The sequence below is a fragment of the Duganella rivi genome, assembly GCF_009857435.1.
Lineage (GTDB): Bacteria > Pseudomonadota > Gammaproteobacteria > Burkholderiales > Burkholderiaceae_D > Rugamonas > Rugamonas rivi.
Genome location: NZ_WWCK01000006.1, coordinates 317744 through 332400 on the forward strand (window position 1 = coordinate 317744; position 14657 = coordinate 332400).

Sequence of the window (14657 nt, forward strand, 5' to 3'; positions counted from 1 at the left end):
TACATCTCGACGGGAGGTATCGTGGCGATTTGCACAAGATTGCAATGGCGGCGGACTGCGGCGGTGGCGTGGGCCGCTATTCTCGTTGGCTGCGGCGGCGGTGGAGGCGGCGGTAGCGGCGCTACCAACACGGTGCCCACGCCGCCCGTCACCACGCCCCCCGTTCCTGGCGCCTTTGCCGATGCTGCCGTCTACTCCAGCGCAGCCAATGCCTCGCTGGCTGCGCCAAATGAAAAAGCCGCCGTCATCGCCAGCCGCATCCAGCTCAATGGCGCGCAGCTCAACTACACCGCCACCAGCGGCCACCTAACCGCCGTCGAAGTCAAAACCGGCAAGGCCAGCGTCTCCTTCTTCTATGTGGCGTACACCGTGGCGGCCAGCGATGCCGCCAAGCGGCCGGTGATCTTCTTCTACAACGGCGGCCCCGGTTCGGCATCGACCTATCTGCACCTGGGCTCGTTTGGCCCGCGGCGCATGGTCAGCACCATCCCCACCGCCACCATCCCGCCGGTACAGCTGGTGGACAACCAGGAAACCCTGCTGGCGGTTGCCGATCTGGTGTTTGTAGACGCGGTCGGCACCGGCTACACGCAAGCCGTCGCGCCCAACACCAACGCCGACTTCTGGGGCGTGGACAAGGATGCCGCCGCCTTCCGCGATTTTGTGCAGCGCTACGTCGCCGTCAACAAGCGCGAGGCATCGCCCAAATTCCTGTTCGGCGAATCCTACGGCGCGCCGCGCACGGCGGTGCTGGCCAACCTGCTGGAGACAGCCGGCGTGCAGATCGACGGCTTGATCCTGCAATCGGCCATCATGGATTACAACAGCAACTGCGGCGTGCTCGATCCGAATGCCATCAGCTGCGAGGGCTATATCCCGACCTACGCCATGACCAGCAGCTACCACCAGCGCGCACCGGCCATTTCGGCAGAGGCGGCGCGCAGCTTTGCCACCGGCGCTTACCGCAACGCGATCAGCGCCTACCTCGCCAACAACGTCGCGCCGCCGGCCGCCGTGCTTGGCCAGCTTTCCACGCTGACCGGCATGAGCACGCTGATGTGGCAGCAGAACTTCGACATGCAGCCCGGCTACTACCAGCAGAACGCCGTGCCCGGCCAACTGGTGGGCCGCTACGATGCCCGCGTGACTGCGCCCGTTGGCAGCGCCTTGACCCGCGACGGCGATCCTTCGCTCACGGTGGTCAACGCCAGCTTCTCCAGCAGCATCGTCAGCTACCTCGCCAACGAGCTGCACTACACGGCCGGCTCGGCCTACGCGCCGTTTATCGACATCATCAACCGCTGGAATTTCAGCCACGACGGCAAGCAGTTGCCGGACACCATCCCCGACCTGGCCGCCGCCATGACGCTGAACCCGGCCATGAAGATCCTTGCCGTCAGCGGCTACCACGACCTCGCCACGCCGCACCACCAGACCGAACTGGACTTGGCGCGGCTCGGTGAAAACCAGTCAATAGTGCTGAAATACTATGCTAGCGGTCACATGACGTATCTAGACGACACCGCGCGCCGCGCACAGCAACAAGATTTGATTAATTTCCTGAACAGCGTCACAGTGTCACACTAAGCCAGGCATCTACAGATGCGGGGGAGACAACCATGAAGCTTTTGCAACTAGCCATGTTGACCGCCACGATGGCCATGTCGCATGCCGGCGCGCAGACGCCGACCACGGAACCGGCAGCACCGGCGCCTACCGCCGTGCGCTCATCCCCAGCCTATCCCGAACCCTACATTCCGCCGGCGCTGCGCAAGCCGCTGCGCGATTACTCGTCCGGCCCTATCCTGCTGCGCTACCAGGCCATGCAGAAGCTGAAGAAGCGCTTTGATGAAGCCGACCAGGACGGCAGCGGCATGCTGACCCGCGACGAGGCGCGCAAGGCCGGCCTCGGCTTCGTGGACAAAAACTTTGAACACATCGATACCGGCCAAAAAGGCAAAGTCAGCTTTGATGACTTGAAAGCCTATTTGATCCAGCGGCGCGAGGAAGCGCGCTCGCGCTAGGCCTTATTCCGCCGCCGGCGGTTCGGTGCGCGGCAGCGTCAAGCTGAACACCGCCCCTTCGCCGGGTACGCTGCTCAGCGTCAGGCTGCCGTTGTGCGCCTCGGCCAGCTGGCGCGAGATGTACAAGCCCAGTCCCAGGCCGGCCGGCGCTTCGCTGCCGACGCCGCGCTCATACGGTTCGAAAATCTTGGCCTGATGTTCCGGCTTCACGCCGGGGCCGCTATCGCGCACGTCGATGCGCACGCTATCGGCTAGCACCGCCAGCGTCACCACCACCGGCTGGCTGCCGCCGTAGCGCAGCGCATTGGTCAGCAAATTCATCACAATCTGCTCGATGCGGAAATCGTCCCACCAGCCGCGCACCGGCACCGGCGCGTCGAGCACGATGCTGGTGCCGGCCGTCGCCGCTTGCGGCGTCAAATCCTGCACCACGCGGCCCAGCATGCCGGCCAGTTCCACCGAGCCCAGCCGCAACGACAGCTTGCCGCTGCGGATGCGCGACACGTCCAGCATATCGTCGATCAGGCGCACGATGTTCTGGATCTGGCGGTCGTCGCGCGAGACCATGCGCCGCAACTGATCGGGGCCGAAGGCCGCCATATTGCCGCGCTCCAGCTGCATCTTGCGCAGCTGGGTTTCGAGATACAGCGTATTGAGCGGCGTGCGCATCTCGTGCGACACCATCGACATGAACTCGTCGCGCATGCGCAGCGCGTGCTGCAACTGGGCCTGGGTTTCTTCCTGCTGGCGGCGCGCCGCTTCCAGCGCCTCGACCTGCTTGCGCATGGCGTCGCGCTGCTGGTACAGCGCCACGAACACTTCCACCTTGCTCTTCACCGCGAATGAATCGAGCGGCTTGTACAGCACGTCCACCGCGCCCGCCTCGTAGCCCTTGAACGAGTAGTTCAACTCCTTGCCGGCCGCCGTCACAAAGACGATGGGGATGGAGCGGGTTTTCTCGGTGCCACGCATCAGCTCGGCCAGCTCGAAGCCGTCCATGCCCGGCATTTGCACGTCGAGGATGGCCAGCGCGAAGTCGTGCTGCAACAGCAGGGCCAAGGCTTGCTCGCCCGAGCCGGCCTGGTACACCGTGCGGCCGTCGCCGCGTATCAGCGCTTCCAGCGCCTGCAGGTTTTCCGGCAAGTCGTCAACGATGAGCAACTTGGTGGGCGTGGCGTCGTGCATTACTTCGTCTCCAGCATCAGCAGCAGTGAGTGAATATCATCCAAGGGCAAAATCAAGTCCGGCACGCGCAGGCGGATGGCTTCCAGCGGCATGATGGGCTGCTCGGCCTCCGCCGGCAACTGTACCACCGTCAAGCCGCCGGCCATGCCGATCGCGGCCAGCCCAGCCGCGCCGTCCTGGTTGGCGCCGGTCAGCAAGATGCCCAGCAGCGCCGGCCCGTAGGCATCGGCCGCCGATTCCATCAAGTAATCAATCGCAGGGCGCGAGAAGTGCACGCGCTCCTCACAGCTCAGCGAAAAACTGCGATCGCACTCAACAGATAAATGGTAGCCGGAACCGGCAAAATACAGCGTCCCGGAGGAAATTTCTTCTTTATCGCGCGCCTCGCGCACGGGCAAGCGCATGCGCGTCTGGAACACCCCGGCCAGATTGCTTTGCCGGCCTTCCGGCACATGCAGCACCACCATGATGGCGCAGCCGTAGCCGGCCGGCAGGCCGGGCAGCAAGCGCAGCAGAGCGCCAACGCCGCCGGCCGAGGCGCCGATCACCACCGCCTCCACCGAGCGGCCGGCTAGCGCGGCAGCGATTGCGGGCGTCATCATGGTCAGCGCTTGCGGAACAGCCGCTCGCGCTTGAGCACCGGCTCAAAGTGCGGGGCATAGGCGGAGAAGTCGATGCTTTCCTTGCTGCCCAGCCCGAGGAAACCGCGGTGGCACAGCGATTCGTGGAACAGGCCGAAGGCGCGCTCCTGCAACTTCTTCTTAAAATAGATCATCACGTTGCGGCAGCTGATCAACTGCGTTTCCGCGAACACGGCGTCGGTGGCGAGGCTGTGATCGGCGAAGGTGACGTTTTCACACAACGACGGCTCGAACAGCGCGGCGTTGTAGGCCGCCGTGTAGTAATCGGAAAAGCTGCGCGTGCCGCCCGCAGCTTGATAGTTGGCGGTGTACTCGCGCACCGCCTCCAGCGGGAACACGCCCTTGCGCGCCTTCTCCAGCGATTGCGGGTTGATGTCGGTGGCGTAGATCATGCTGCGTTCCAGCAGGCCTTCTTCCTTGAGCAGGATGGCCATCGAATACACTTCCTCGCCGGTGCTGCAGCCGGCGATCCAGATTTTCAGCGACGGGTAGGTGCGCAGCACCGGGATCACGTGTTCGCGCAGGCCGGCGAAGTAGCCGGGGTCGCGGAACATGGTGGTGACGGGAATGGTCAGGTATTGCAGCAACTGGCTGAAGGCGGCCGGCTCGTGGATGATGCGCGCTTGCAGCGCCGAGATGTTGTCGCAGCCCATCTCGCGCACGGCGTGCAGCACGCGGCGCTTTTGCGAAGCGCCGGTGTAGTCGCGGAAATCGTAGCTGTACTTCATGTAGATGGACTCCATCAACATCTTCAGCTCGATCTCGGTGTCGCTGTGCTGCATGACTAGCTCCGTTCCGCGTTCGGCATCCATACCCGTAGCAGCGAGTATAAGCGAGAAAGATCAATCGGCTTCGCCAAATAGTCGCTGGCGCCGGCGGCCAGGCATTGCTCCTGGTCGTCCTTCATGGCCTTGGCGGTGATGGCGATGATGGGCAGGCGGGCGAAGCGGGCGTCGGCGCGGATGCGGCGCGTGGCTTCCAGGCCGTCCATCACCGGCATCATCACGTCCATCAGCACCAGGTCGATGTCAGGGACGGTATCGAGTTTTTCCAGGGCTTCGTGACCGTTGCGGCCGACTTCCACCAGTGCGCCTTTTTGTTCCAGCGCGCTGGTGAGGGCGAAGATGTTGCGCACGTCGTCGTCCACCAGCAGGATGCGGCGGCCTTCGAACACGCGGTCGCGCGAACGCACGGTTTTCAGCATGCGCTGGCGCTCGCTCGATAGCTGGGCTTCCACCTTGTGCAGGAACAGCGTCACTTCATCGAGCAGGCGTTCCGGCGAGCGCGCGCCCTTGATGATGATGGAGCGCGAATACTTGTGCAGGTCGGCTTCTTCCTCGCGCGACAGGTTGCGGCCGGTGTACACGATCACCGGCGGGAACGCCGCCAGCGACTCGCTGGACATCCGTTGCAGCAGCTCGTTGCCTTGCATGTCGGGCAGCTTGAGGTCGATGATCATGCAGTCGTAAATGGTGGTGCGCAGCAGTTCCAGCGCTTCCGCGCCGCTGCCGACGGCGGTGATGTCGACATCGTCATCGGTGATCAGCTGCACCACGCTATCGCGCTGGCGGTCGTCGTCTTCCACCAGCAGCACGCGCTTGATTTTTTGCGTGAGCTTGGTTTCGATGCGGCGGAACACTTCCATCAGCTGATCGCGCGTGGCTGGCTTGATGGCGTAGCCGATCGCGCCAAGGTGCAGCGCCGCCTCGCCGTTGTCGGAAGCCGAGACCACGTGAACCGGGATGTGGCGGGTGTGGGCGTCGTCTTTCAGCAGTTGCAGCACCGACAGGCCGGAGCGGTCGGGCAGGCGGATGTCGAGCAGCACGGCGTCCGGTGAATACTGGCGCGCCAGGCCGAGGCCTTCGTCGGCGTTGAAGGCGACCAGGCAGTGGTATTGCTGCTCGTGCGCGAGGTCATACAGGATGCGGGCGAACGGCGCGTCATCTTCCACCACCAGCACCAGCCGGCCGCGCGCTTCGCCGGCGGCATCGATCAGCGCGCGGTCATCGTCAAAGGCGCGCGCTACCGGCTCGGCCGGCGCCTGTTCCACGGCAGGCGGGCCGGCGGCAGGCCGCTCGGCGCCGTCGTGCGGAGCCGGCGCGCCCGCGCCCGCGTCGGCCGACGCCAAGCGCGGCCCCGGCTCGGGCGCTGTCCACGCCACCGGCAAGGTCAGCGTGAAACAGCTTCCCTTGCCCGGCTCGCTCACCAGCGTAATCGCGCCGCCCAGCAGCTTGGCCAGGTCGCGCGAGATCGACAGCCCGAGGCCGGTGCCGCCGTACTTGCGGCTGGTGGTGCCATCGGCCTGCTGGAAGGCGTTGAAGATGCTTTGCTGATCCTCGGCGCGGATGCCGATGCCGGTGTCTTGCACCGAAAACGCCACCGCATCGCCGTTTGCCTTCACCGACAAGGTAATCTGCCCGGTGCTGGTGAACTTGAGCGCGTTGGACAGCAGGTTCTTGAGAATCTGCTCCAGGCGCTGGCGATCGGTCACCATCTGCGCGGCCACGTCATCGGCCACGGCCAACCGGAACGCCAGCTTCTTCTGGTGCGCCAGCGGCTCGAACACCATCGCCATGCCCTCCACCACGTGGCGCGCCGACAGCGACTCCGGCACCAAATCCAGCTTGCCGGCCTCCACCTTGGAGATATCGAGAATGTCGTTAATCAAATTGAGCAAGTCGTTGCCGGCCGAATAAATCGTATTGGCAAAGCGCACCTGCTCGTCGTTCAGGTTGCCGAGGGCGTTTTCGGACAACAGCTTGGCCAGGATCAGCGAACTATTCAGGGGCGTACGCAACTCATGCGACATATTCGCGAGGAATTGCGACTTGTACTGGCTGGCGCGTTCCAGGTCGCGCGCGCGCTCTTCCAGGTCTTGCTGCGCCTTCAGCAACTCCGCATTCTTCTGATCGAGCGCCTGGCTTTGCTCGGCCAGCTGCTCGTTGGTTTGCTCCAGCTCGGCCTTTTGATTTTCCAGGCTCGCTTGCGATGCTTCCAGCACGCGCGACTGCTCTTCCAATTCTTCGTTGGCGGTGCGCAGTTCCTCCTGCTGCACTTGCAATTCTTCGTTCAACTGCTGAGTTTCAGACAGCACCTCCTGCAAACGCTGGCGCGACACACTCGCTTCAATCGCGCTGCCGATATTGCCCTTCACCAGCGTCAGCAAATCAAGATCGCGCTCGGTGATAGGGCGCAGCAGGCCTAGTTCGACCACGCCGTTGATATCGCCATCGCTATCGACCGGCGCCAGCAGCACGCCGGCCGGCGCGGCGGCGCCCAGGCCGGAACTGACTTGAACATAGTTGGCCGGCAGCGGCTCGAGACGGATAATGCGGCGCTCCAGCGCCGCTTGCGCCACCAGGCTTTCTTCCGGCTTGAATTGCTGGCCGCGCTGCTCCCATTTATCGCTGAAACCGTACGACGCGACGCGGCGGAAACTGCCATCCGGCGCGCGCAGATATAGCGCGCCGACCACCACGCCCATATAGCGCGCCAGGAATTGCAGCAAGGCCGCCGACAGCTGCGGCAAGGCCAGCTGGCCGATGCCCTGCTGCGCCAGTTCGCTCTGGCCGGTGCGCAGCCACGCCTGCTGCTGCAATAGCTCGGCGTGCTCGGCGTGCTCGTTCAATGCCTTGGTGTAGACGCGCGACAGCCCGGTCAACTCACGCTTGCCGAACCAGGCGAGGATGCCGCCCACGCCCAGCGTCAGCAGCAAGTAAATTGCCGCCACCCAGATCGTGACGGCGCGCGCCTGGTCGTTGCGTTCCTGGCGCATGCGCAGCTCGGCGCTGACGAAAGCATCGAGCTGGCGGCGGATCTCGTCGAACTGCGCCTTGCCGCGTCCGGTCTTCATGGGGCCGGTGACATCGCCGTTGGCGGCGCGCAGCCGGATCATCTCCTGCGCGTATTGATCCCACTGCTGTTGCTGGAACTGGATGGTGCGCAGGCGATCGACCTGCGCCGGGTTATCCTCCACCATTTTCGCCAAGCCGGCCAGATTGGCGGCGGCGCGCGGCTTGGACAGGATGTACGGCTGTAAAAAAGCCTCATCGCCGGCCAGCAGGTAGCCGCGCATGCCGGTCTCCATGTCGACCATTTCCTTGCCGATTTGATTGGCGTTGCCGATCACGCGTTCGCTGTGCTCGACCCAGTTCATGGTGGTGATCAAGTACACCAGCAACACCACGAACACCCCGGCACTGACCACGCCGGCAGCAAGCGGCAGGGTCACATTACGTACAAGAATCCGACGGAAACCGCGTTCGTCCAACGTGGTGGTATTGGGCATAGTAAGAGCCAAAGTAGCATGAGAAGCAACGAGTTTATCTCAAATACAAGTTTAGCTCAGCCCCCATTTCAACCGTGCGCAAGCATGCCACCACAATCACTATCGACCACCTGCTCATGCTGCGTAAAAACCACCATCCAGGCATCCTCCGCCATCCGCCCCGGAACCATCGCATCCACCAGCACCGCCAGCCTCTCGCCCAGCGATTCATCAGCCGGCCCCTCAATGTCAATCAACAAGAACTTGCCATCCTCTTGAATTTCAAAGGACATCGTTGGCATCCCGACTCAAGGGGCATTCGGCCAAGATATCGCTGTTCTGCAGGCGCGACTGTGATCTGCGTAAATGAAAATGGCCGCGCGGAGGGGCAACCCTCGGCGCGGCCAGCAGTGTTGCTGTTACTTAGTGTTGTACTTCGGCTTCGGCATCCACTTGTTTGCGGATTTTGGCGACCTGGCCGGCGTCGGGTGCGGAGGCTTGGTTGCCCCAGCTTTGGCGCACGAAGGTGACCAGCTGCGCGGCTTCCTCGTCCGACAAACGCCATGCGAAGCCCGGCATGCCGAGAGCCGACGGCGCCCCCTTGGTCGACGGCAGCTTGCTGCCCGCCAGCACCAGGCGAATCAGCGAGGTCGGATCGTCCGACAGCACCGATGGATTGCCCGCCAGCGCCGGGAATACTTTGGCGTTGGAGGTCGCATCCGTGCGGTGGCACGCGGCGCAGTTGTCGAGATAAAGCTGCGCCCCGCGATTCTCTTCGCGCCCGGCCTTGAGCGCCTTGGCAGTGGCATCGCTTGCCGCATAGCGCGCCTTCTCATCCGGCCCCGGCGTCAGCGACTTCAGGTAGACGGCGATGGACTTCAAATCCTCCGGCGACATTTCCTGCGTGCTGTGCGACACCACGTCCGCCATCGGCGAGCCAACCACCGCCGAATGCGCATTGCGCGCCTTGCTCAGCGTATCGATGATGTCTTGCTCAGTCCAGCGGCCCAGGCCACCGGCCGGATTGCTGCGCAAGTTCACCGCCAGCCAGCCGTCAATCACCGGGCCGCCAGCCAGGTAGGCGGGATTCGACTCATCCTGCGCCAACTCCTGCATGGTCGCAGCACGCGGCGTATGGCAAGCGCCGCAGTGACCCAGCGATTGCACCAGGTAGGCGCCACGCGCCAGCGCATCGCTCTGGTATTTGCTCAACACCAGCGGCTCCACCGCAGGCGCGTAAGTCTTGCGCCAGATCGCCAGCGGCCAGTTCATCGATAGCGGCCAGTGAATGTCTGGCCCACGATTCGCCTGCGTCACCGGCTGCACGCCATGCATGAAGTAGGCATATAGCGCGCGCATATCGTCATCCGTCACCTTGGCATAGGACGGATACGGCATGGCCGGATACAGCGTGGCGCCCGACGGCGCAATACCGTGGCGCACGGCGCGGTCGAAGTCATTCAAGCTGTAGTTGCCGATGCCGGTGGTTTTGTCCGGCGTGATGTTGGAGCTGTAGATCGCACCAATCGGCGTCGCCATCGACAGGCCACCTGCGAACGGCTGGCCCTTCGGCGCCGTGTGGCAAGCCACGCAGTCCGCCGCCACGGCCAGATAGCGGCCCTTCTCGATCAGCTGCGCGCTCGGCGCCGCCAGATTGAACGCCCCCGGCCCGATGTCCTTGGTCGCGGTAGCCTGCGAGCCATAGGCAAACGCGCCCACTACGCCCACTACCACCACGCCAGCGACGACCAGGATTGCTTTTTTCAGATTGCTCATGTCGTCGTCTCCTTAAGCCTGGACCAGCGGGCCTGGGTTCTTCAGATACAGCTCGCGGACCGCCTTGGCACACCAGTAGGTCAGCGCGCCCACCATGCCGGTCGGGTTGTAGCCGTTGTTCTGGGGGAAGGCATTCGCGCCTGGCGCAAACACGTTCGACACATCCCACGATTGCAGGTAGCGGTTCAGCGCCGAGGTCTTCGGATCGCTGCCCATGATGGCGCCGCCGCAGGTGTGGGTCGATTGGTACTGCGTCACGTTGTAGTGATCGCCGTCTTTCTTGGCATCGCCCTTGGTCGCTTTCGGGCCCAGCACTTTGCACATATCGGTGGCTTTCTCCACCAGGTATTGCGAAGCCTTGACCTCGTTGTCATGCCAGTCGAAGGTCATGCGCAGCAGTGGACGGCCGAAGGCGTCCTTGTAAGTCGGATCCAGGCTCAGGTAAGCATCCTGGTAGGACATGCACGAACCCTGCACCTCGTAATAGAACGAGTGACGGAACGCTTCTTTCACGCCCTTCTTCCAGTTGCTGCCCCAGTTCGGTACCCCCGGCGCAGTGGCGATGCCGCGCACCGGGCCACCGCCCGGCTGGCGCGCCCAGACGATGCCGCCGCCGATGAAGCCGGACTTGGCGCTGTCGTTGCGGTTGCCGTTCAAGTCGTCGATGGTGGTGCCGCCGCCGCCGATGCCCATGAATTGGTTGGCGTTCACGGTGTCATCAAAGAACAGCGAGACGCGGTTCAAGTTCTGGTACGAGTAGTTGCGGCCAATGGTGCCGGTGTTGCTGACCGGGTCATACGGCACGCCGATGCCCGACAACAGCATCAAGTGCACATTGAACAGCGAGAACGCACACAGCAGCACGATGTCCGCAGGCTGCTCGGTCTCGCGGCCCTGCGCGTCGAGATAGGTGACGCCGGTGGCTTTCTTCTTGTCGGCGGTCAGGTTGACCTTCAACACTTGCGCCAGCGTGCGCAGCTCAAAGCCCTTGCGGCCGCGCAGCACCGGCATGATGCAGGCGTTCGGGCTAGCCTTGGAGTAATTCAGGCAGCCGTAGTCCGAGCAGAAACCGCAGAAATTACACGGGCCCATCTGGCAGCCATACGGATTCACATAGGGGCCGGAGGCGTTCGAGGCGGGAATCGGATACGGGTGATAGCCCATCTCGCGCGCAGCTTTGTAGAACAACTCGCCGCCGAGGTAATTCGGATTCGGCGGCAGCGCAAATTCACGCGAGCGCGAACCTTCAAACGGATTACCGCCTTCAACAACCTGGCCATTGATGACGCCGGCCTTGCCCGAGGTGCCGCACACGTATTCGAAGTGATCGAAATGCGGCTCCAGATCTTCGTACGAGATAGGGAAGTCTTGAATGGTCATGCCTTGCGGGATGAATTTTTTGCCGTAGCGCTGCTCAATATTGCTGCGCACCTTGAAGTCCTCCGGCAGCGCGCGGAAGTGACAGCCCGACCAGTGGCTGCCGGCGCCGCCCACGCCGGTGCCCGGCTTGAACGACCCCATTTGGCGATACGGCACCGCCGTGTCGTTGACGCCGTGGCGGATGGTGACGGTTTCCTTGTTTAACGATTGCAGATATTTGCGGTGTACCGAGCCTTCCAGTTCATCCACCACGCGCGGATACGCGAAGTCCGGCTGCGTGTCGCGATCCGGGCCGCGTTCCAGGCACACCACGTTGAGGCCGGCGTCGGTCAATTCCTTGGCCATAATCGCGCCAGTCCAGCCCATGCCGACAATCACGGCGTCTACTTTATTTTTTACGATAGTCATCTTGATTAACCCCTGCGTCCAGCCAGATCGACCGGGCCGATCGGATACGGTTTGTCGCGGACTTCCACCCAGTCCAGATAGTCGGCGCGCATGCCGGGATAGCCGATCATCTTCCACGATCCCATGCCCTTGTTGCCGCCGTGCTTAGGATCGGCAAAGTAGCCGTTGCGCACTTCGTTCAGCAGATTGGTGAAGAACAGCTTGGCCGAGATTTCTTCCAGCTTGAGCTTGCCGCCTTCGCAGCCTTTCAGAATTTCTTCCTGCTGCTTGCGATCCAGATCGGCAAACGCCTTGCCGCCGAATTGCGAGGCACAATAGCCGTCCACATTCTTGATGCCGACGCGGATGATGTCGCGCAGCGCCAGCTTGCCCTGGTAGCCGAACTCCGGCGCGGCCTGCACGAACGGGCCTTGCATGTACCAGATATCGCCGGCGGCGAACGGCGTTTGCATGTGGCGGTCAAGGAACTCCAGCACGCCCAGCTCAATGGCGCCGGGGCCGTGCTCGTCGTGCGGGATCAGGCGATCCACGGCGGCGCCGAGGAACGTCCATTCGACCTGGTTAAAGAAAGTGGGCGTGTAAGCATTTGGCTTGCCTTCCGGTGCGTTGGCATCGGCGGCGGTGGCCGTCGACAGCGCGCGCACTGCACCGGTCGCGGCAACCGCGCCGATCGGCACAAACACCATGCTCTTGATAAGGTTGCGCCGCGACGGCGACTGCGTGTCGTCAGACATTTTATTTCTCCTCTGTGTGAGACGTCAGGGTTGCTGCGCGCTGCGCGCTTCCCATCGATAGCCGACCCCATAGACCGCCGAAATGGCTTCGGCGAGACCGGCTTCTTCCAGTTTCCGGCGCAGGTTTTTCACATGCGTATCGATCGTGCGGTCATGCACGATGCGCCGGTCCTCGTACACCCCGGTGCGCAAGTCATCGCGTGACAAGGCGTTGCCGGGGGCGGCGCGCAGCATCTTCAGCAAGCGGAATTCCACCGGCGTCAGAGCCAGCTCCTTGCCGTGGACAAATGCGCGCATGCCCTGTTCATCGATCTGCAGGCCCGGCTGCGGCGTGCCGGACGGGCGGCGGCGCAGCACCGCGCGCACCCTCGCCACCACTTCGCGCGGGCTGAAGGGCTTGCAGATGTAATCGTCGGCGCCGCTATCGAGGCCGTCGAGGCGGTCCTCCTCTTGCGCGCGCGCCGTCATCATGATGATCGGGATGTCGCTGCTGGCGCGCAGGGCGCGGCACAGCGATAAGCCGTCCATGCCGGGCAGCATCCAGTCGAGCAGGATCAGATCGATATCGCCGGCGGCCACCGTGGCCTGCACCGCCAAGCCGTCATGCTGGGCGCTGGCGCGGTAGCCGGCCGCTTGCAAATAGCTGACCAGCAGGCGCGCGAGGCGCTGTTCATCTTCGACCACCAGGACGTGCGGGGCGTTCATGCCATTTCTCCCGGCAGCGGCAGGGTGATGCGGATGGCGAGGCCATGCGGTGGCATCGCATGGGCGTGCGAGGCGCTGATGGCGCCGCCATGCGCTTCCACGATGCTGCGGCAAATCGACAGGCCGAGGCCGCTGCCGCCAGTGGTGCGGCTGCGTGCACGGTCGCCGCGCCAGAAGCGTTCAAACAGCATGGGCAGGCCGGCATCAGCGACACCCGCGCCGTTGTCGGCCAAGGTCAGCACCGCTTGATCGCGCAGAATGTGCAGGCCGATGCGCAATTGCGTCGCGCCTTCCGCGTGGCGCAGCGTGTTGTTGAACAGATTGCGCAGCAGCTGGCGTAGGCGCACCGTATCGCCTTCGATGGTCATTGCGGCAGGCGTGTCGGTGATGATTTCCATACCGGCCAGCGCCATCGGTTCGCGCCACTTGTGCACTTCGCTGGCCAGCAGCGTCACCAGATCCAGCGCCTCGCGCCGATAATCGAAGGCGCCTACTTCCGACAGCGTGATCTGGCGCATGTCTTCCACCAGGCGGGTCAGCGTCGCCACCTCGTCCATCAACGCCCGCAGGCTGTTGACGTCGATCGGCTCGATACCGTCTTCCATCGCTTCCAGCTGCGCTTGCAGTACCGACAGCGGCGTGCGCAGCTCGTGCGAGATATCGGCCATGAAGTGGCGGCGCAGCGCTTCGTTGCTTTCCAGCGTGGCGACCATGATGTTGAAATTGCGCGCCAGCGTGCCCAGTTCATCGCGCTGCGCATGCGGCACGCGCACGCCGTAATCGCCGGCAGCGACCTTGGATGCCGCCGCAATCAAGCGCCGCGTCGGCGCCACAAAGCTGCGCGCCAGCAGGATCGCCGCCAGCGCGGCCAGCACCAGCGTCAGCAAGCCGATAAACAAGCTGTCGCGCTGCTGCTGCATCTGGAAAGTCTGCTCGGCCTCTTCCTGCAAGCCGCGCAAAGGCGCACCGGCCAGCGTGCCGACTGCGACGCCGTTGACCAGCACCGGCTGGTAGCGCAAGTCATCGCCAGTCTGCAAATTGCCTGCGAGGTGATTGCCCTGTTGATCGTACAGGCCGAGACGGCGCGGCGCCTTGTCGGGCACCGCGTAGTAAATGGAGTCGCCGCCGGGGCGCGGAGAAGTGGCGCGCTCGCGGCCGATGGCGCCGGTATAGCGCTCCCAGGCCTCGCGGTTATTGCGGATAAAGTCCCAGTTGCCGTGCTCCTGGTAGGCACGCGAGAACTCGAAGGCCATCGCCTCCATGCGGCGCGCCTCGACTTCATTCAGATAGCCCTGGAAGCCGCGCTTAAAACTCCAGCGCGTGCCCAAGCCAACGCCCACCGCTGTCAGCATGCTGACGATCAGCAGTGAAAGAAACAAGCGGGCAGTGATACCGATCTTGACCATCAGGCCATTAAGCCACGATGCCCAAAGCGGTTCAAGCGTGCAACTTAAAACTGCCGGGATTCTTCACAGAAACTCCACATTTGCATGTGTAATCTTGTTAGTCCGGCATAGGTTCTTGCTGCGGTTTCATA

The 14657-nt window shown here is 63.5% G+C and carries 12 protein-coding genes; 2 read left to right on the forward strand and 10 right to left on the reverse strand.

Going from position 1 to position 14657, the window contains the following annotated elements; all coding sequences use genetic code 11:
* Window positions 1-21 precede the first annotated feature (21 nt).
* A complete protein-coding gene (locus GTP45_RS21005; RefSeq protein WP_161015809.1) occupies window positions 22-1587 on the forward strand; it encodes a S10 family serine carboxypeptidase-like protein in 1566 nt (521 codons plus the stop codon).
* A 32-nt stretch (window positions 1588-1619) separates the two neighbouring features.
* The gene (locus tag GTP45_RS21010; protein WP_229258572.1) at window positions 1620-2024 is read left to right on the forward strand and encodes an EF-hand domain-containing protein; all 405 of its coding nucleotides are present in this window, start codon (window positions 1620-1622) and stop codon (window positions 2022-2024) included.
* A gap of 3 nt (window positions 2025-2027) precedes the next feature.
* On the opposite strand, the gene GTP45_RS21015 is transcribed toward GTP45_RS21010, so the two are convergent.
* The 10 genes from GTP45_RS21015 to GTP45_RS21060 all read right to left on the reverse strand — a co-directional run bounded on the left by GTP45_RS21015 (window position 2028) and on the right by GTP45_RS21060 (window position 14526).
* Window positions 2028-3209 carry a hybrid sensor histidine kinase/response regulator gene (locus GTP45_RS21015; protein ID WP_161015810.1) on the reverse strand — a complete coding sequence of 394 codons (1182 nt, stop codon included), beginning with the start codon at window positions 3207-3209 and terminating at the stop codon, window positions 2028-2030.
* Window positions 3209-3808, reverse strand: coding sequence for a chemotaxis protein CheB (locus GTP45_RS21020; protein WP_161016163.1), 600 nt, complete (start codon window positions 3806-3808; stop codon window positions 3209-3211). The genes GTP45_RS21015 and GTP45_RS21020 overlap by 1 nt, the downstream gene beginning before the upstream one ends.
* Before the next feature lie 5 nt (window positions 3809-3813).
* Window positions 3814-4632, reverse strand: a complete 819-nt coding sequence (locus GTP45_RS21025) for a CheR family methyltransferase (protein WP_161015811.1) — start codon at window positions 4630-4632, stop codon at window positions 3814-3816.
* 2 nt (window positions 4633-4634) lie between these two features.
* Window positions 4635-8138, reverse strand: coding sequence for a response regulator (locus GTP45_RS21030; protein ID WP_161015812.1), 3504 nt, complete (start codon window positions 8136-8138; stop codon window positions 4635-4637).
* A gap of 68 nt (window positions 8139-8206) precedes the next feature.
* Window positions 8207-8410, reverse strand: a complete 204-nt coding sequence (locus GTP45_RS21035; protein ID WP_161015813.1) for a hypothetical protein — start codon at window positions 8408-8410, stop codon at window positions 8207-8209.
* A gap of 130 nt (window positions 8411-8540) precedes the next feature.
* Window positions 8541-9893, reverse strand: a complete 1353-nt coding sequence (locus tag GTP45_RS21040) for a cytochrome c (RefSeq protein ID WP_161015814.1) — start codon at window positions 9891-9893, stop codon at window positions 8541-8543.
* A 12-nt stretch (window positions 9894-9905) separates the two neighbouring features.
* Window positions 9906-11681: a GMC family oxidoreductase gene (locus tag GTP45_RS21045; protein WP_161015815.1), complete on the reverse strand. Its 1776-nt coding sequence runs from the start codon at window positions 11679-11681 to the stop codon at window positions 9906-9908.
* Between the two features lie 5 nt (window positions 11682-11686).
* Window positions 11687-12415, reverse strand: coding sequence for a gluconate 2-dehydrogenase subunit 3 family protein (locus GTP45_RS21050; RefSeq protein WP_161015816.1), 729 nt, complete (start codon window positions 12413-12415; stop codon window positions 11687-11689).
* A 24-nt stretch (window positions 12416-12439) separates the two neighbouring features.
* Window positions 12440-13120, reverse strand: coding sequence for a response regulator (locus tag GTP45_RS21055; protein WP_161015817.1), 681 nt, complete (start codon window positions 13118-13120; stop codon window positions 12440-12442).
* Entirely contained in the window at window positions 13117-14526 is a 1410-nt protein-coding gene (locus tag GTP45_RS21060) for an ATP-binding protein (protein ID WP_161015818.1), read from the reverse strand. The genes GTP45_RS21055 and GTP45_RS21060 overlap by 4 nt, the downstream gene beginning before the upstream one ends.
* Window positions 14527-14657: the final 131 nt, after the last annotated feature.

Bases quoted from the DNA above. Each gene is read 5' to 3' on its own strand.
- GTP45_RS21010 (WP_229258572.1), top strand. From the start codon at position 1,620: ATGAAGCTTTTGCAACTAGCCATGTTGACCGCCACGATGGCCATGTCG.
- GTP45_RS21015 (WP_161015810.1), bottom strand. From the start codon at position 3,209: ATGCACGACGCCACGCCCACCAAGTTGCTCATCGTTGACGACTTGCCG.
- GTP45_RS21020 (WP_161016163.1), bottom strand. From the start codon at position 3,808: ATGACGCCCGCAATCGCTGCCGCGCTAGCCGGCCGCTCGGTGGAGGCG.
- GTP45_RS21025 (WP_161015811.1), bottom strand. From the start codon at position 4,632: ATGCAGCACAGCGACACCGAGATCGAGCTGAAGATGTTGATGGAGTCC.
- GTP45_RS21030 (WP_161015812.1), bottom strand. From the start codon at position 8,138: ATGCCCAATACCACCACGTTGGACGAACGCGGTTTCCGTCGGATTCTT.
- GTP45_RS21035 (WP_161015813.1), bottom strand. From the start codon at position 8,410: ATGTCCTTTGAAATTCAAGAGGATGGCAAGTTCTTGTTGATTGACATT.
- GTP45_RS21040 (WP_161015814.1), bottom strand. From the start codon at position 9,893: ATGAGCAATCTGAAAAAAGCAATCCTGGTCGTCGCTGGCGTGGTGGTA.
- GTP45_RS21045 (WP_161015815.1), bottom strand. From the start codon at position 11,681: ATGACTATCGTAAAAAATAAAGTAGACGCCGTGATTGTCGGCATGGGC.
- GTP45_RS21050 (WP_161015816.1), bottom strand. From the start codon at position 12,415: ATGTCTGACGACACGCAGTCGCCGTCGCGGCGCAACCTTATCAAGAGC.
- GTP45_RS21055 (WP_161015817.1), bottom strand. From the start codon at position 13,120: ATGAACGCCCCGCACGTCCTGGTGGTCGAAGATGAACAGCGCCTCGCG.
- GTP45_RS21060 (WP_161015818.1), bottom strand. From the start codon at position 14,526: ATGGTCAAGATCGGTATCACTGCCCGCTTGTTTCTTTCACTGCTGATC.